Origin of the sequence: Pseudomonas arcuscaelestis, from assembly GCF_016881005.1 — a bacterium.
Taxonomy (GTDB): domain Bacteria; phylum Pseudomonadota; class Gammaproteobacteria; order Pseudomonadales; family Pseudomonadaceae; genus Aquipseudomonas; species Aquipseudomonas arcuscaelestis.
Genome location: NZ_JACOPV010000003.1, coordinates 121633 through 136635 on the forward strand (window position 1 = coordinate 121633; position 15003 = coordinate 136635).

The 15003-nt window shown below is 61.1% G+C and carries 18 protein-coding genes; 11 read left to right on the forward strand and 7 right to left on the reverse strand.

What is annotated here, in order from left to right; all coding sequences use genetic code 11:
- The 3 genes from H8F21_RS04965 to H8F21_RS04975 form a co-directional block, all read right to left on the reverse strand.
- Nucleotides 1-1230, reverse strand: a complete 1230-nt coding sequence (locus tag H8F21_RS04965; protein ID WP_203584094.1) for an MFS transporter — start codon at nt 1228-1230, stop codon at nt 1-3.
- 80 nt (nt 1231-1310) lie between these two features.
- A complete protein-coding gene (locus tag H8F21_RS04970; protein WP_203584095.1) occupies nt 1311-1859 on the reverse strand; it encodes a cytochrome b in 549 nt (182 codons plus the stop codon).
- Nucleotides 1856-2902 (reverse strand): catalase family peroxidase, encoded by a 1047-nt coding sequence (locus H8F21_RS04975; RefSeq protein ID WP_203541604.1) that lies wholly within the window; start codon nt 2900-2902, stop codon nt 1856-1858. The genes H8F21_RS04970 and H8F21_RS04975 overlap by 4 nt, the downstream gene beginning before the upstream one ends.
- 131 nt (nt 2903-3033) lie before the next feature.
- Here H8F21_RS04975 and H8F21_RS04980 point away from each other — a divergent pair, with 131 nt between their 5' ends.
- The 6 genes from H8F21_RS04980 to H8F21_RS05005 all read left to right on the forward strand — a co-directional run bounded on the left by H8F21_RS04980 (nt 3034) and on the right by H8F21_RS05005 (nt 6739).
- The gene (locus tag H8F21_RS04980; RefSeq protein ID WP_203479993.1) at nt 3034-3543 is read left to right on the forward strand and encodes a sigma-70 family RNA polymerase sigma factor; all 510 of its coding nucleotides are present in this window, start codon (nt 3034-3036) and stop codon (nt 3541-3543) included.
- Nucleotides 3540-4292 carry an anti-sigma factor family protein gene (locus tag H8F21_RS04985; RefSeq protein ID WP_203584096.1) on the forward strand — a complete coding sequence of 251 codons (753 nt, stop codon included), beginning with the start codon at nt 3540-3542 and terminating at the stop codon, nt 4290-4292. Before H8F21_RS04980 ends, H8F21_RS04985 begins: the two co-directional genes overlap by 4 nt.
- Nucleotides 4293-4357: 65 nt before the next feature.
- A complete protein-coding gene (locus H8F21_RS04990) occupies nt 4358-4693 on the forward strand; it encodes a DUF2790 domain-containing protein (RefSeq protein WP_203584097.1) in 336 nt (111 codons plus the stop codon).
- 170 nt (nt 4694-4863) lie between these two features.
- The gene (locus H8F21_RS04995; RefSeq protein WP_203584098.1) at nt 4864-5187 is read left to right on the forward strand and encodes a hypothetical protein; all 324 of its coding nucleotides are present in this window, start codon (nt 4864-4866) and stop codon (nt 5185-5187) included.
- A gap of 98 nt (nt 5188-5285) precedes the next feature.
- Complete coding sequence (locus H8F21_RS05000) at nt 5286-5795, forward strand: sigma-70 family RNA polymerase sigma factor (RefSeq protein ID WP_203541600.1); 510 nt, start codon at nt 5286-5288, stop codon at nt 5793-5795.
- Complete coding sequence (locus H8F21_RS05005; RefSeq protein WP_203584099.1) at nt 5792-6739, forward strand: FecR domain-containing protein; 948 nt, start codon at nt 5792-5794, stop codon at nt 6737-6739. Before H8F21_RS05000 ends, H8F21_RS05005 begins: the two co-directional genes overlap by 4 nt.
- A 342-nt stretch (nt 6740-7081) precedes the next feature.
- Here H8F21_RS05005 and H8F21_RS05010 read toward each other — a convergent pair whose 3' ends face one another.
- The 3 genes from H8F21_RS05010 to H8F21_RS05020 form a co-directional block, all read right to left on the reverse strand.
- Nucleotides 7082-8323, reverse strand: coding sequence for a DUF1835 domain-containing protein (locus tag H8F21_RS05010; protein WP_203584100.1), 1242 nt, complete (start codon nt 8321-8323; stop codon nt 7082-7084).
- A gap of 231 nt (nt 8324-8554) precedes the next feature.
- Entirely contained in the window at nt 8555-8887 is a 333-nt protein-coding gene (locus H8F21_RS05015) for a YegP family protein (protein ID WP_136476782.1), read from the reverse strand.
- Between the two features lie 121 nt (nt 8888-9008).
- Entirely contained in the window at nt 9009-9926 is a 918-nt protein-coding gene (locus H8F21_RS05020; RefSeq protein ID WP_203584101.1) for a LysR family transcriptional regulator, read from the reverse strand.
- 116 nt (nt 9927-10042) lie between these two features.
- Between H8F21_RS05020 and H8F21_RS05025 the strand changes: the two genes are divergently transcribed.
- The 5 genes from H8F21_RS05025 (at nt 10043) to H8F21_RS05045 (ending at nt 14365) form a co-directional block, all read left to right on the forward strand.
- Nucleotides 10043-10798, forward strand: coding sequence for a 5-oxoprolinase subunit PxpA (locus H8F21_RS05025; RefSeq protein ID WP_136476780.1), 756 nt, complete (start codon nt 10043-10045; stop codon nt 10796-10798).
- Nucleotides 10799-10887: 89 nt separating this feature from the next.
- The gene (locus H8F21_RS05030; RefSeq protein WP_203584102.1) at nt 10888-11133 is read left to right on the forward strand and encodes an acetyl-CoA carboxylase; all 246 of its coding nucleotides are present in this window, start codon (nt 10888-10890) and stop codon (nt 11131-11133) included.
- Between the two features lie 9 nt (nt 11134-11142).
- On the forward strand, nt 11143-12525 hold the full coding sequence (locus H8F21_RS05035) for an acetyl-CoA carboxylase biotin carboxylase subunit (RefSeq protein WP_203584103.1): 1383 nt from the start codon (nt 11143-11145) through the stop codon (nt 12523-12525).
- Nucleotides 12522-13394 (forward strand): 5-oxoprolinase subunit B family protein, encoded by an 873-nt coding sequence (locus H8F21_RS05040; protein WP_203479981.1) that lies wholly within the window; start codon nt 12522-12524, stop codon nt 13392-13394. Before H8F21_RS05035 ends, H8F21_RS05040 begins: the two co-directional genes overlap by 4 nt.
- Nucleotides 13391-14365, forward strand: a complete 975-nt coding sequence (locus H8F21_RS05045; RefSeq protein WP_136476776.1) for a 5-oxoprolinase subunit C family protein — start codon at nt 13391-13393, stop codon at nt 14363-14365. The genes H8F21_RS05040 and H8F21_RS05045 overlap by 4 nt, the downstream gene beginning before the upstream one ends.
- 211 nt (nt 14366-14576) lie before the next feature.
- Here the strand turns inward: H8F21_RS05045 and H8F21_RS05050 are convergent, their stop codons facing one another.
- The gene (locus H8F21_RS05050) at nt 14577-14906 is read right to left on the reverse strand and encodes a hypothetical protein (RefSeq protein ID WP_203479980.1); all 330 of its coding nucleotides are present in this window, start codon (nt 14904-14906) and stop codon (nt 14577-14579) included.
- Between the last annotated feature and the right edge of the window lie 97 nt (nt 14907-15003).

The window sequence follows — 15003 nt, forward strand, 5'->3', positions numbered from 1 at the left end:
TTAGCGGCCCGCCTGTATGGACACGGAATTGGGGTGGGGCCACAGTCCGACCAATAGCAGCAGCCCGGCCACAATCAGGTACGGCAGGCGCGGATCTACCGCGTAGATCAGCGTTCCGGCCAGGGGGCCGATAACCACGCCCAGGCCTTGTGCAGCGCTCATGGAACCGGCCGTGGCGCCTTGCTCGGAGGCGTCCATGGCATTGGCCGCCAATGCCGAGAAGGCCGGAAACACGAAGCCCATCCCGCAGGCCGAAACAAAGAAGCTGGCCCAGAGCAATGGCGCGCTGGGAGCAAAAGCGGCGGCGGCAAAGCCCAAGGCTGAAACGCTCGCGCCTGCGCGAATCATGCGCAGCGGTGGCCACTGCAACCTGCGCACCAGCAGCTGCGCGAAGATCAGCGCTACGCCCACCATGGTCAGCGCGATGCCTGCGGTCTGCGCGGCGTCTGCCGGGTTCATGCGCAAACGGTCGAGGGCGAAGAAGCCGACGGTGATCTGCGCGACCGAAACGCCGAGCATTGCCACGAACGCCACCAGCAATGGCCGGCGCAAGCGCGGATCGCTCAGGCGTACCGGACGTGGCGGCTGCTTGAGGTGCAGCTCCTGACGCTTGAGCTTGAGCAACAGCACGACAAAAGCCAGCATCGGCAGCAACGCCATCACATAAAAAGGCAGGCTCAAACTGTTACGCGCCAGCAGCGCTGCCAAGGCCGGGCCCAGTACCAGGCCAACAGCGTTGGCCGCGCCGAGTGATGCCAAGGTGCGGGCGCGGTGCTGTGGCTCAACGTTGTCAGCGATCAGCGCCGTGCCACCGACCGGCAGCGCGGCGTAAAAAGCGCCGATCAAGCCGCGTCCGATCACCAGCCCGGCAAAGGCCAGGGTAGCGCTGGGCAGAAGGTGCAGGGCGGTATCGATGAACAGGCACAAGGCCCAGTAAGCCACGGTAAACCCGGCCGTGCCGAGCAACAGAATCCGGCGCCGACCAAGGCGATCACTGAGCTGGCCCCAGGGCCTGGCCAGCAACATCCAGATCACCCCGGCCACCGTCACCGCAGCCCCGGCCTGCCAAGTGGCAAGGCGAAGGGTGCGGGCAATAGGGCCAATCAAGGAGACAAAGGCCATCATCGCCATGGTGCAGGCCATGTTGGCAATCAGCAGCGGGCGCAGATCGAAACTGGGCTCGGTGCTGATCGATGAAGTGGGTTGGGCAGGATCCTGTGCGCTGTTCATGGCTATCCAAAGCTCAAAAGGCAAGCGTTGCATTGTGCCGCAAAAAAAGTCCGGGCAGAATCCCTTGATAATGCGAAGCGTTATTGTTTGTTGCTTGCCTCAGGATTGCCCAGCGGCGCAGGCCACATACTGCGTAGCACACCGTCACGCCGCACCAGTGCATGCACCAGCGCTGCGCCCAGATGCACCAGCACCGTGGCAAACAGCACATAGGCCAGCCAGCCATGGGCCTGGCGCAGCAAGGCATACAGGGTCAGATCATGGGGCAGCAGCGCCGGCAGGTGCAGCGGCAGCGGATAGCCGCCCGCCGAGAGCATGCCCCAACCAATCAATGGTATGGCCAGCATCAATCCATACAACAACAGATGAGAAGCCCCGGCGGCCAGACGCTGAACCGTTGGCAGGTCGGCAGGCAAGGGTGGGTGGGGCAGGGTCATACGCAGGACGATGCGCACCAACACCAGCAGCAACAAGGCCAGACCAATCGCCTTGTGCAGGCCAAGCAGCCAGGTGTGGCGCGGGGTCAGGTCGGCAATCATGCTGACGCCAATGAACAGCATCGCCACGATCAGCACTGCCATCAGCCAGTGCAACAGACGCGCCATAGGATGAAAGGCAACGGGTTTCATGGGCGTGCTCCCAGGTGGGCCGATTCGTAGCTGCGGCGGTTGAAGGACTCGGCGTACGCTGCCGAACGTGCCGCCAGAATCGGGTCAGCCGATGGCTCGATACCCGTGGGCAAGATCAGCGGGTCAAAGTTGAGGTCGCGGCAGGCGCCTTGCTCGGGGCCGTCGACATGCTCGATGACCAGGGTGCCGGCGTCGACGGTACGGCGCTCTACCGGCCAGGGCTTGGCCGGGTCATCGACGGGGTCGCCGGCTTGCGCGAGAGTCAGGCGCAGGGTCCAGCGCAACGGGCCTTGGGCCAGGCGCTGGTGCAAGTCGTGTTGCAGGTAGTCGCGGTCGTCGACTTGACCTTCGAGGGCGACGAACGGTGTCTGCGGCACCAAGCTCCAACGAACAAAACGGCTATTGCCGTCGCGGTCGATCAGGGCAAAGGCATTGATGCTGTTGAAACTTGAGTTAGCGAAGCTGTTCGGGGCTTTATAGTCCTTGGCCCATTGGCGGAAAGCTGCGCTTTCGGGATGGTCGGCGAAAAATGCCTGTACGCGCGCTGGGTCGGGTTTGCCGGTGGCGGGGTCCGGGGTCATGGCCAGAACCTGCTGGTAGAAGGCGTGTGGCGTACTCACTGCCAGCACCGGAGGGGTATTCATACCGGTACGCCAGACTTCGCCGTCATCACTGCTCAGTTGCAGCGCCAGACTGCGGGTCGGCACACTGGTGTCGGCGCTGTAGGGATTGCTGCCGCCTATGGCGAAACGGCCGATTACCGGGACCCGAGACTGGCTGAATACCCGGGCACGGGACAGCGGTTCAGCCTGCTGGTTGCTCTGGAAGTAGCCGCTGACGCACAAACCCTTGGCGTGGTTTTTTCGATAGCCCGGGTAGTGACCGGCTTGGGACTCGAACGTGTCAATAATGCGCTTTGGGGTAAGCCGGTCGCTGCCGATCCAGCCGGCGGCATAGGCAAAACCGGCGGCCAGGGCGGCCAGGCCAAGGCCAATGGCAGCCAGGCGCAGGGTGCGGGGACGACCGTGTAACGGAGTGCTCATGGCGACGATCCGGGTCAGTGAATGAGCCGGTACGACGCCTGGGTATGAAATTTATTCCCATGGCAGGGAATATTTTTTCCTCTACAGCGTCTGCCTCGTACACTGATCGCTTGAAGGCCAAGGCCCCGGCAATGCATGAACTAAATGACCAGCAACTGCGCGAGATGCTCCAGCGACTGCGGCGCTTCGCCTTGTGGCTGACCCGCGACGCCAGTAGCGCCGACGACCTGGTGCAGGCCACCGTCGAGCGTGCCCTGAGCCGGCGCAGCCAGCAGCGCGAGCAGGACAGTTTGCGCGCCTGGCTGTTCTCCATCCTCTACCGGCAGTTTATCGATGGTAAGCGCCGCGAGCGTCGGCATGCCCGCTGGCTGTCCTGGTTCGCACGTGCCCAAGAGCAGGGCAATGCGACGGAGGACATTGTCCTGGCCCAGTCTGGCCTGGCCGCTTTTGCGCTGTTGCCCACCGATCAGCGGGCCTTGTTGCTGCTGATCAGTGTCGAGGGCTTGAGTTACAAGGAGGCCGCGCAGGCCCTGGATGTGCCGATCGGCACAGTAATGTCGCGATTGTCGCGGGCGCGGGCAGCGCTGCGTGAATTGGCCGAGGGCACTACAGCATCCCCGGTGATGCGGAGGTTGAAATGAGTCAGTTGATTCCATCGGACGACGAGCTGCACGCCTACGTCGATGAATGCCTGGAAGCGGAGCGTCGACGCGCGGTAGAACTTTATCTGGCCGCCAACCCCGAGCAGGCCATGCGCGTCGAAGGTTGGCGCCGTGATGCCCGACAACTGCGTGCGGCGATGTCGGGGTTCGCCGGGCAGGTGCCTAATCCACGGCTTGATCCGGCTCACCTGCGCCGCGAGCTACGCCGGCGCCGACAGCGCCGCTGGGCCAGTGCAGCGGTGCTACTGGTGACGCTGGGGGTCGGCGGCCTGGGAGGCTGGCAAGTGCGCGAATCCAGCCTGATGGCTGGCAACCTGCCGATGGCTGATGCCGTGCAGGCGCACCGGTTATTTGCCGATGCCAGCGCCCTGGACTTGAGCGCCCGTGATCCTGCGCGGTTGCAAACATGGCTGGGACAATATTTTCGTCATGTCGGCAACCTGCCTGACTTGTCCTCCTACGGCTTCACCCCACTGGGTGCACGGCTGCTGAGCAACGAACAGGGGCCGGCAGCCCTGCTGGTGTTCGAAGACGCCCAGGGGCAACGAATCAGCCTGTTTCTGCGCTCGCCTGGCGAGCATTTTGCTCGCATGCCCAGTGGTGAGCGCACCGATGGGCAGTTGCAGGCGCGCTACTGGTCCCACGGTGACTACAACTACGCATTGGTCAGTGCGGCATCCGACAGCCGTGGTGCACAACTGCGCGAGGCTCTGGACATCGCCTTGTAGTGGGTCGTCGCTGTCAGGCGTAAGCTTCTCAGTAGTCCTGTTCACTCCGTGCGAGGTAAAAGCAAATGAAGCGCAAGCAAGGTTTGGCAGTGGCAGCGTTAGTACTGCTGGCTGGTACAGGCACGCAGGGTTGGGCAGCAGAGGTGAAGGATGCGCGTCTGCTTGCCCATGAGCAGGCTGTGCAGGCCTATGCCGCAAAAACCGGCAGGACGGTTCCTACTGTCCAGGACTACGCCTACGGCGCATCGGTCGATGTCGCCCGGCTCATCGCACAGACCCCCATGCCCAGAGGTTGCACAGCGGCGCCGATGTTGATGACCTATGAAAACACCGCTGGTCAACTGCTGACGTTGCGCTATCAAGTTGAAGGGCAATGCCCGCGGTTTCAGGCTGCGCGTTGATGCATCTACGGCATAGGCTGCAGAGAAAAATCTGCATGGGCTGGCTGAACGACTAGTGGCAATTTAGTATTGCTGGCTTGACGAACACTATGCGCTGGTTGCACTCTCAGCCCGTGCTCCAGTCAGCCCCAAGATCCGTTCAGCGTGGTTGCGTCAGCAAATCCCCAGCCTTGAAAAAGACCGGCCTGCTGCCGAACTTGCCAAGGACTTTCGCCCTCAACCGCTGGCGGCAGTTGCAACGCGTGCTGGTTGAAATGGGACATGCTGGCGAGGCACGTGAACTGGGGATCATCTATGAACAACAGTTGCGCGCTATTGGTCACGTAGGCCAGCCAGCGAGCGGATGGCCGACCTGGATCGCCGCCATCTACTCGCGTATTGCTCTTGGCCTGCATGCGCTCTATGGGCTGCTGAGCGGTTACGGTTACCGTCCAATGCTGGGGGGTCAGTTTGCTGATGGTGGCTATCGTTTCCGGCCTGGCCCGTCGAAGTGAATAAAATCAACCGATGCGTTAACTGCACTTGGCTTGTGCCAGGGTATTTAATTAGAATCAATCTCATTTGATTCCTTTCCCTTGCAGGTGCTTTTTAGATGAGCGAAGCGGTGGTCCTTTCCGAGCAGACGCTGCACAGTCTTTATCGAGATCACCGTAGTTGGCTGGAGAGCTGGTTGCACCGGCGCCTGGACAATCGCTGGGATGCGGCCGACTTGAGCCAGGATACCTTTCTGCGGGTGCTGGCCAGCCCACAGGTGCTCGAAGAGCTGCGCGAACCGAGGGCCTATCTGCTGACGGTGGGCAAGCGCCTGCTGGTCAATTTCTACAAGCGCCGCAGTCTTGAGCACGCCTATCTTGAAGCCCTGGCCCACTTGCCCGAAGCGCTGATACCGTCACCAGAGCAGCGTTGGTTGTTGCTGGAAACCCTGCAGGCACTGGACGAAGTACTCGACGGTTTGGCCCTGCCGGTGCGTCGGGCATTTCTCTGGTCGCAACTTGAAGGGTTGGGCTATGCGCAGATTGCCGAGCGTCTGCAGGTCAGCGAACGTACGGTCAAGCGCTACATGGCTCAAGCCTATGAGCACTGCCTGTTGGCTGAGCTATGAATCGCACCAGTAGCCCCGAGGCGCGGCAACTGGCTCGGGTCGCGGCCGGTTGGCTGGCGTTGCTCGATTCAGGAAGGGCAAGTGCCGACGATCTGCAGCGGCTTGATCATTGGCGTGCAGCCGATCCCCGTCATGAGCAGGTGTGGCAGCGCGCCGAGGGCTTGCGCCAGCGCTTTCAGGCAGTGCCGCAAGCGTTGGCGATGGCAAGCCTGGACCGCCCGCAGAGCAATCGTCGCACCTTGCTCAAGCGGGGCCTGGCCTTGGCGGTGGTGCTGCCAGCTGGCTGGGTGCTCAGCCAACAATTGCCTTTTGCAGCGTGGCGAGCGGATTTGCGTACTGCCGTCGGCGAGCGTCGGGGTGTGCGCCTGGTTGATGGCAGCATGCTGCAGTTAAATACGGACACTGCTGTGGATCTGGACATGGCGCAGCATCGACTGAGTTTGATCGAAGGTGAGATTGCCTTGAGCGTCAGTCGCGCGCAGGCCATCAACGTGGATTTTGGCCTTGGGCGCGTCGCGACGGGGCAGGCACAGGTCTGTGTGCGCCGCGATGCGGAAAGTTGTCGTATTTCGGTTGTGCAGGGTGCAGTGCAGGTACGACCGCAAGAGGGTATGGCTTTGACGCTGCAATACGGTGATCAATTGACGTTGTACGCCGATGGTAGTGGCGCCATGGGTCGCTTCGATCCGCATCTGCCTGATTGGCGCGATGGTGTGGTGAGTGTCGAGAAGCAGCCGCTGGGGCAGTTTTTGCGTGAAGTGGCCCGTTATCGTCCGGGAGTTTTGCGCTGGGAGCCGGCGCTGGAGTCGTTGAGTGTCACTGGTACTTTTCAGCTCGGTGATACCGATCGGATTCTTGATTTGTTGGCGGCGAGTTTGCCGTTGACTGTGCAAACGCGAAGTCGCTACTGGGTAACTTTGGTGGCTCGGCAAGCCTCGGCTTGAGCTAATTGAGTGCTTATCCGTTTGCTAGGGTGGCGCTGAATCACCTTTGCGCCCTTACGGCGCCTTACTTTGGCAGTCGCCCCAAAGTAAGCAAAGGGCTTGCCCCACCAGGGGCCCTACGCTGCGCTTCGGGTCCCCTCGCTACGGTGTCGCTACAGGGCATTGCGATCTACGTGTTGCAAGCAACACTACGATTCGCAACTTCGGCATTCGCCGAAGGCGCTACGCGCTAGCCCTTTCGCAACACCTTCGCTCGGCCCTTCTGGTTAACGGGGCGGGTAGATCAAGATCAAGATCAAGAGCAGGTCAAGAGCAGGTCGGAAGCAGGCAGGGTGGCGCCGGTTATGGGCGCCATACTGGCCATAATTCTTTGTCCAGGGCCCAATGTCCTTGTCCGGCCAGCAGTCGTACGCCGCCTACCCAACGCTCGGGGGCGTGTTGATCAAGCCAGTTGGCGTCACCTGCCAGCACTCGTTCACCCAGGGCGGTCAAGCGCAGCGGTCGCCGCGTCCACTCCAGGTCTGTCTGTGTTTCGCTGATTAACGCTGTCGGTGCATCTATCAGGGGCCGTAACGTCGCATGGAACATCATGTCGCCCAGGTACGGCAATGGCTCTCGTTTGCCCATCAGTTCGGCAAACACGCGGGCAAACGTCACTTCACCCTGTTCGCTGATGATCTGCAACGACAACCGTTCAGTCAGCGACAAGCCATCGTGCAATCCCGGCAATTCCTGCAGTTGTCGCAGCAGTGCCGGGGCAAGCAGGGGCAGGCACAGGTCGCGGCGGTGTGCCAATTGCGCCCATGTTTCTGGCGAGGGCGCGCAATAGGCCGTCCAGGCGTGTCGGGCCAGTTGCAGCATGGGTTGGGTGATGGTTTGACGTTGTGGCCACAACCAGGCGAGTACATCCGGCGCCAGTTGGCCGATGCCGATGAATCGTTGCACACCAGGCATATGGTCGATCTGGATCAGTTCCAGGCGCTGGGGCATGCGTTCCAGGCTGGCAAGCAGGCGTATCAGGAACAGTTGGTCGTAGGCATCCGCTTCGCACCAGAGCACCGCCCGCGGGCAATCCTCAAGTAACGGCAGTTGACCGTACTCATCGAGCATCTTGCGCTGCACAAACGTGCGCTCGAGGGCGTAGGCCTTGCTGATGTAGTCGATGCGCATGGCCTGGTATTGCTCAAGGGGCAGGTCACGAACCGGGCCCATGCATAAAGGGTCGGTGAACATGTGAAACGAGCCGGTAAAACCAGCCAGATTCAAACTGTGCTGGATGTCGTTGCCGCAGCGCCAGTGCTGTGTGCGGGCCTCATCGTCGGCGACGAATTGCGGGTTGCGTGCGGCGAAATCGATGGCGTCGATGTGGGCCTTGAGCTTGGGCCAACTGCTGAACCCCAGGTCACGGGCAATTAACCATTGTGCATCGGCCAGGCGCGGTGCCGATGAACGTGAACCCAGTTGCGCCAGATGCTCAGGCGCGGTGCCTGTGCGTAGCCGTTGGAGCAGCTCTTTGGCGCGCTTGCGCTGTTGTTCCAGATTGATGCGTCCATCCTGGGACGGTGAAGACAGTCGAGCAGGCATACGAACTCCTTGTGCGAGCCTTGTCCGCTATCAGGCCGGGAGTCGTAAGTAGAATTCCTGGTGTACTGTCCTGGGCGCTGCCCTTTCCGCGGACGGTGGCGTGGAAGACGCCGACCGCGACTATAGGCTCGGGCTTGCGCAAAGGCAAATTCCAGTAAAGCAGGCTGGAGGCTCAGGGTGGCTGGGCGCAGTTTCCCTACAGCGCCCGGCACACACCTGCAAAGCCTTGGGTTAAGTGTTGTCCTTGATGGTCTTGCTGCTGCCGTTGGTTTTCACCGACGCAATGCCGGCATCGCGTGATTGCGCGCTGGCATACATCTGGCTGCTGCCGATGATCTGGTGGTTGGCTGCTTTGAGGTTAAAGTGAAATTTGCCATTGCTGGCTTCTTTCTTCTCGTAGCGTTCATCCGTACCACTGTTGGCCTGGACCGAGGCAATGCCGCTTTCGGCGGACGCCTTGGCCTTGTACAACTCGCTGGTAAGAATCGTCTCGCCATTACCTGCCTTGAGCACAAAACGGTATTGACCGTCGCTGCTGGTGCCCAACTCAAACCATCCTGCCATGGGAACTCCTTATTGCGCTGAAGTGCGCTGATCAATCCTGGGTGCTGCCTGCAAGCTGGCTTGCAGTGAAAAAACAGTATGGTGGGCTTTGAGCGCTTGTCCAATGTGAAGGCACGCGGGCCTATCTGCGCATCAGCGATTGTTGCGGGGTCAGGAAGGCTTCGTGGAAGTAGGCACGCACCGCCTGCATGGCTGGTGTGAATGTGCGCTCACGGTGCCAGGCCAGGCCGACACTCATCGGGGTCACCGGGTCGCTCAGGCCCACGGTCTCGATGCGTTTACCTTCGAGCGACCAGGGGCGATGCACCAGGTCCGAGAGAATCGCGACACCACTGCCATTGGCGACCATGCTGCGCACGGCCTCTACCGAGCTTGTACGCACCCTTACCGACGGCTGCTGGCGGGCATTTTCCCAGTAGCGCATGGCACTTTGCTCGGCCTCGTCGACCGTCAGCAGGATGTACGGCTCGCGGGCGACATCCGCCAGGCTCACGGCGGTGCGCTGGCACAATGGGTGGTGGGCAGGGAGCCACAGGCGGCGCTCCGAGTTGAACAGTGTTTCGGAGACAATGTCTGGGTGGGTGAGGTTAGCGGTAAGCACCACGGCCATGTCATAGCGATGTTCGAGCAAGCCCAGTTCAATGGCCTGGCGTTCCTGTTCGTGAACTTCGATGGTCACATCCGGATGCCAATGCCCCAGGCGCTGCAGGTGATGGGGGAGAAAGTAGCCAATCACCGTGTAGCTGGCGGCGACACGCAGCAGGCCACTGGCGCGGTAGTCGGGCAGGGGGCTGTTGAGGGCATCCTCGACGCTGCGCTGAATCACGTAGGCACGGTTGAGAAAGTGCCGGCCTGCGTCAGTCAGGTTCATGCCTTGTGCCGAGCGCAGGAATAAGGCCACCCCAAGCAGGGCTTCGAGCTCTTTGATTGCGGTGGTTACCGCCGACTGGGAGATGTTCAGGTGAAGCGCCGCCTGTGAAATCTGGCCGATCTCAGCAGTGGCGACGAAATAGCGAACTTGTCGCAATGTGAGGGACATGCAGCACCTTGAGGTATCTGTTTTTCAGAATACCCACCATCTGATAATAGATCTTCCCAAGGGGCAAGCGGAATTCTACTGTTCGAGCATCAAGCGAATGAACGGGAGCACCCTTGATGCACGCAGTCGATTTCAATTCGGACATGGGCGAAAGCTTTGGCCCATGGACCATCGGTGATGGCGTGGACAGCGAGCTGATGGCCTTTATCAGCTCTGCCAACATCGCCACCGGCTTCCATGCCGGCGATCCCGGCACCATGCGGCGCACGCTGGAGCAGGCCAAGCAACTCCAGGTGGCGGTCGGTGCGCATCCAGGTTTTCGGGACCTGGTCGGATTTGGCCGCCGGCACATCAATGCCCCGGCACAGGAACTGGTCGACGACATCTTTTATCAGCTCGGTGCCCTGCGGGAACTGGCGCGCATTCAGGGCATGAACCTGCAGCACATCAAGCCTCATGGTGCGCTGTACATGCACCTGGCCCGCGATGAGGAAGCCGCACGGCTTTTTGTCCAGACCCTGCATCAGTTGGACCCGGCGCTGATGTTGTATTGCATGCCCAATTCGGCTACCTGGCGCGTGGCCCAGGAACTGGGTCAGCCAACCGTGCGTGAGTTCTACGCCGACCGTGACTACGACCTGAGCGGTTCGATTGTTTTCACCCGCAAGGTTCGGGCACTCGATCCCGAGGAGGTTGCAGCCCGCGTGGTGCGCGCCTGCCAGCAGGGCAAAGTGATGACGGTGGAGGGCCAGGACCTGGCCATTGAATTCGACTCCATTTGCCTGCACAGCGATACCCCCGGAGCCTTGGCGTTGGTCCAGGCCACGCGGGCGGCGCTCGACGCTGCAGGAATTCGCGTGGCAACCCCATGAGTCGTTGATACCTGGGCGCTGCGCTCCAGCGCATGCCCCTGCTGATTTTTCTAGCCTGCCTTTCTACAACTATTTCAAAAGGAACAGTCATGGCCGAGCAATGCGTAGTCACCCCTCTCCCAGGGACGTTTTATCGTAAAGCCACCCCCGAGTCGCCTTGCTTTGTCGAGCCCGGTGCCCGTGTCGATGCCGATATCGTCATTGGCTTGATCGAGGTGATGAAGCAGTTTTCCGAACTGACTGCCGGCGTCAGCGGCAGGCTTGTCGACTTCCAGGTAGAAGACGGCGATCCGGTCGAGCCCGGCCAGGTCATTGCCACCCTTCAGGTTGAGTAAGGGGGCCTTATGACTCATGCAATTACCAAACTGCTGGTGGCCAACCGTGGCGAGATCGCCGTGCGTATCATCCGCGCCGCCAAGGCGCTGGGAATACCGACCGTGGCAGCCTGCAGCGAAGCCGATGTCGACTCGATGGCAGCGCAACTGGCCGATGAGGTTCAGGTACTGGGCCCGGCACGCGCTGACCGTAGCTACTTGAACACCGAGGCGGTGCTCTCGGCCCTCAAGGCCAGCGGCGCGAATGCCGTACACCCAGGCTATGGCTTCCTGTCGGAGAACGCCGACTTTGCCCAAGCTGTGCAAGCGTGTGGTGCAATATTCGTCGGCCCCGAGGCGCAAACGATTCGCCAGATGGGCGACAAGGCGGTTGCGCGCCGAACGGCAATGCTGGCTGGGGTACCGGTAGTGCCCGGATCAGAAGGCGAGCTGCATGATCTGCCAAGCGCACGAGAGGCTGCCGCTCAGGTTGGCTTCCCGCTGTTGATCAAGGCCAGTGCCGGTGGTGGCGGACGCGGTATTCGCCTGGCCCGCGACCTGGCCGAGTTCGAGCACGAGTTTGCCAAGGCACGAGGTGAAGCGCAGGCTGCATTCGGCAATGGCGGTGTTTACCTGGAGCGATTCATTCGCCAGGCCCGGCATATAGAAGTGCAAGTGTTGGGCGATGGCAAACACGCCGTGCACCTGTTCGAGCGTGAGTGTTCATTGCAGCGGCGCCGACAGAAAATCTTCGAAGAAGCGCCGTCGCCCGTCCTCAGCACCGTGCAGCGCGAGGCTCTGTGCGCCAGCGCGGTAAAACTGGCCCAGGCCCTGAACTATCGAGGGGCGGGCACCCTTGAATACCTGTATGACGATGTCAGCGGCGAGTTCTTCTTCATTGAGATGAACACCCGCATTCAGGTCGAGCATCCGATCAGCGAAATGATCACTGGCATCGATCTGGTTCAGGCCATGTTGCGCATTGCCTCGGGTGAACCATTGGGCCTGCAGCAAAGCGATATTGTTCTGCGTGGCGCGGCCATAGAAATGCGTGTCAATGCCGAAGACCCCACGCGCGATTTCTTCCCCAGCCCTGGTCAGGTAGAGACGTTGCACTGGCCCCAAGGGGAGGGCGTTCGCGTCGACAGTCACCTGTTCAGCGGCTACAAAGTGCCGGCGTACTACGATTCGCTACTGGCTAAAGTCATTGTCCATGGCAATGATCGTACCCAGGCGCTGCAGCGGGCACGCACGGCCTTGGCGCAAACCACGTTGACCGGCATGGCCAACACCCTGGCACTGCATAGGCAACTGCTGGAGCAGCCCTGGCTGATCACCGCCCAATTCAATACCGGCACCCTGGAAACCTGGCTGGCCGATCCGGCCCGGCATCGCTGTGGAGATGCGTCATGAACCGTCCGATTCGCTACAGTTTTGGTGCCGACGAACATCTGTTCGCCGAGGTCAGCGAAAGCATGTCGCTGGAAGCATTCTTTGTCGGCATGGCCATTACCCGTGCGCTGGAGAAACTCGACCTTGAGGGTGTGCTGGATATTTGCCTGGCCAACGCTTCTTTCCAGATCCGCTTCGACCCGGACCGGATCGACCCGCAGACGCTGTTGGACGTGGTTAAAACCGTTGAGGTCAAGGCGGTAGCCGAGCGTACCCTGCAGACCCGGATCATCGAGATTCCGGTGCTGTACAACGACCCCTGGACCCATGAAACCCTGATGCGTTTTCGCGATCGCCACCAGGACCCAAGCGCCACCGATCTTGAGTACGCCGCTCGCATCAACGGCCTGGCCGATGTTGATGCCTTTGTCGCCGCGCACAGTGGCGCGCCGTGGTTCGTGTCGATGGTGGGTTTCGTTGCAGGCCTGCCGTTCATGTTCCAGATGGTCGAACGCGAGCGTCAACTCCAAGTGCCCAAATACCTGCGCCCACGCACCGACACGCCAAAGCTGACCCTGGGGCATGGCGGTTGCTTCGGTTGTATCTATTCGGTACGCGGTGCCGGTGGGTACCAGATGTTTGGTGTCACCCCGGCGCCGATCTATGACCCGCAGCAAACCCTGGAATATCTCAAGGAGCACATGGTGTTCTTCCGTCCGGGTGACATCGTCCAGTTCAAACCGATTGATCGCCAGGCCTATGACCAGGCCGTGGCGGAGGTGGACGCAGGCACTTTCGATCTGCGGATCCGGCCGGTCGAGTTTTCCCTGGATGCGTTTCTCGCTGACCCGGTCAACTATCCCAAGTCGTTGCAGGAGGTGCTGGCATGATCAAGGTACTCAAACCTGGCCTGGCCACCTCTGTCCAGGATCTAGGCCGTGAAGGCTACTACCACCTGGGCATTCCGCCTTCCGGCGCGCTCGATCAGTATGCCCTGCGGGCTGCCAACCTGCTGGTAGGCAACGAGCCTGGCGCCGCGGCGCTGGAGTGCACGTTGCTCGGCCCGGAACTGCAATTTAGCGAAGATGCCCTGGTGGCCTTCAGCGGCGCGTACATGGCTGCGCTTTTGGACGAGGTGCAGGTGCCACCGGACACCGCCTTTGAGGTGCGTGCCGGTCAAGTGTTGCGCTTGAGCTACCCCAAGGTCGGTGCGCGACTGTATCTGGCGGTGGCAGGCGGTATCGATGTACCTGTAGTGCTGGGCAGCCGTTCCACCTATACCCTCGGCGGCCTGGGTGGTTTCAACGGCCGACGCCTGGTAGCGGGAGACGAACTGCCGGTAGGCGCTCCAAGCGGCAAGGGCAAGGTTGGCGCCAGCCTGCCTATGGCCTTGCGCCAGTCATTGGGCGGTGAGGTTGAACTGCGGGTGGTGCCGGGGCTGTACTACGACCGCCTGCAACCTGCTGCCGCGGCGAGCTTCTTCGCCGAGCCGTGGACGGTTGGCTCGGAAGCTGACCGTATCGGCTATCGCTTCAAGGGTGGCAGCGCCCTGAGTTTTCAGGCCCGCGAACAACCTTTCGGGGCAGGGTCGGACCCTTCCAATATCGTCGACAGCTGTTACCCCATCGGCTCGATCCAGGTGCCGGCGGGGCTCGAACCGATCATCCTGCACCGTGACGCGGTGTCTGGTGGCGGTTACGCCATGATCGGCACGGTGATCAGCGCGGACCTGGACCTGGTCGGGCAGATGCAACCCAATCAGAAGGCGCGCTTTCGTGAAGTGTCACTGGACGATGCCTTGGCAGCCCGCCAGCAGTACAAGAAAAAGCTCAAGCGCATGGCCGAGTTGTTTGCTGGCTAACTGACGCGCCTGGCGCAAGCCAAGCCTGCCTGCCGTTGAAGGAGGGCAGGCTCACGCATTGGTCACTGCATCGATGCTGCCGCTCACGCCCGGCGATGAATTGAACACACGCAGCGCAGCGGCACGATCAATTTTCGGGGTGCCCTGAAGCGCTATTGATGCGCCGATGGGCCAAAGTCGATGGGCCCGGCACCCTACCTGGGCCCAGCGTTCAGCGCTGTGCCACCGCGTGGTGAACACACTGTTCATAGTAGGTCTGCTTGATGGCGGCGGGCTTGAGCCGTGACTGGCTGTTGTAGGTCTGTTCGGTGATACCCATGGCGGTCATGCGCATCCACGGCTTGGGAAATTTGCGCACCTGAAGGCGCTTGCGCGCCGAGTACAAGGTTACGCCTGATAGCTTCGATTGCTGCGCGCCCGCGGCTATATCCGATCCCCAATTACACACATAACGATCATTCTTGGCCAGCGCCTTGGCCTGGGCACCCAGGGAGAACGTGGCAAGGAAAAGCGCTGCAAGGGTTAATCCATAAGCCCGCATAGTGGCAACCTAAGCTATTGAAAGGAAAGCAAGTTTGCCAACGAACACAGCAGCAAGGGGCCAGCAGTTTGCCTTATTTGTTTCCCGACAATTTGCT

What these genes read in the sequence shown, in the direction of transcription:
- H8F21_RS04965 (WP_203584094.1), bottom strand. Translation starts at nt 1,230, where the DNA reads ATGAACAGCGCACAGGATCCTGCCCAACCCACTTCATCGATCAGCACC.
- H8F21_RS04970 (WP_203584095.1), bottom strand. Translation starts at nt 1,859, where the DNA reads ATGAAACCCGTTGCCTTTCATCCTATGGCGCGTCTGTTGCACTGGCTG.
- H8F21_RS04975 (WP_203541604.1), bottom strand. Translation starts at nt 2,902, where the DNA reads ATGAGCACTCCGTTACACGGTCGTCCCCGCACCCTGCGCCTGGCTGCC.
- H8F21_RS04980 (WP_203479993.1), top strand. Translation starts at nt 3,034, where the DNA reads ATGCATGAACTAAATGACCAGCAACTGCGCGAGATGCTCCAGCGACTG.
- H8F21_RS04985 (WP_203584096.1), top strand. Translation starts at nt 3,540, where the DNA reads ATGAGTCAGTTGATTCCATCGGACGACGAGCTGCACGCCTACGTCGAT.
- H8F21_RS04990 (WP_203584097.1), top strand. Translation starts at nt 4,358, where the DNA reads ATGAAGCGCAAGCAAGGTTTGGCAGTGGCAGCGTTAGTACTGCTGGCT.
- H8F21_RS05000 (WP_203541600.1), top strand. Translation starts at nt 5,286, where the DNA reads ATGAGCGAAGCGGTGGTCCTTTCCGAGCAGACGCTGCACAGTCTTTAT.
- H8F21_RS05005 (WP_203584099.1), top strand. Translation starts at nt 5,792, where the DNA reads ATGAATCGCACCAGTAGCCCCGAGGCGCGGCAACTGGCTCGGGTCGCG.
- H8F21_RS05010 (WP_203584100.1), bottom strand. Translation starts at nt 8,323, where the DNA reads ATGCCTGCTCGACTGTCTTCACCGTCCCAGGATGGACGCATCAATCTG.
- H8F21_RS05015 (WP_136476782.1), bottom strand. Translation starts at nt 8,887, where the DNA reads ATGGCAGGATGGTTTGAGTTGGGCACCAGCAGCGACGGTCAATACCGT.
- H8F21_RS05020 (WP_203584101.1), bottom strand. Translation starts at nt 9,926, where the DNA reads ATGTCCCTCACATTGCGACAAGTTCGCTATTTCGTCGCCACTGCTGAG.
- H8F21_RS05025 (WP_136476780.1), top strand. Translation starts at nt 10,043, where the DNA reads ATGCACGCAGTCGATTTCAATTCGGACATGGGCGAAAGCTTTGGCCCA.
- H8F21_RS05030 (WP_203584102.1), top strand. Translation starts at nt 10,888, where the DNA reads ATGGCCGAGCAATGCGTAGTCACCCCTCTCCCAGGGACGTTTTATCGT.
- H8F21_RS05035 (WP_203584103.1), top strand. Translation starts at nt 11,143, where the DNA reads ATGACTCATGCAATTACCAAACTGCTGGTGGCCAACCGTGGCGAGATC.
- H8F21_RS05040 (WP_203479981.1), top strand. Translation starts at nt 12,522, where the DNA reads ATGAACCGTCCGATTCGCTACAGTTTTGGTGCCGACGAACATCTGTTC.
- H8F21_RS05045 (WP_136476776.1), top strand. Translation starts at nt 13,391, where the DNA reads ATGATCAAGGTACTCAAACCTGGCCTGGCCACCTCTGTCCAGGATCTA.
- H8F21_RS05050 (WP_203479980.1), bottom strand. Translation starts at nt 14,906, where the DNA reads ATGCGGGCTTATGGATTAACCCTTGCAGCGCTTTTCCTTGCCACGTTC.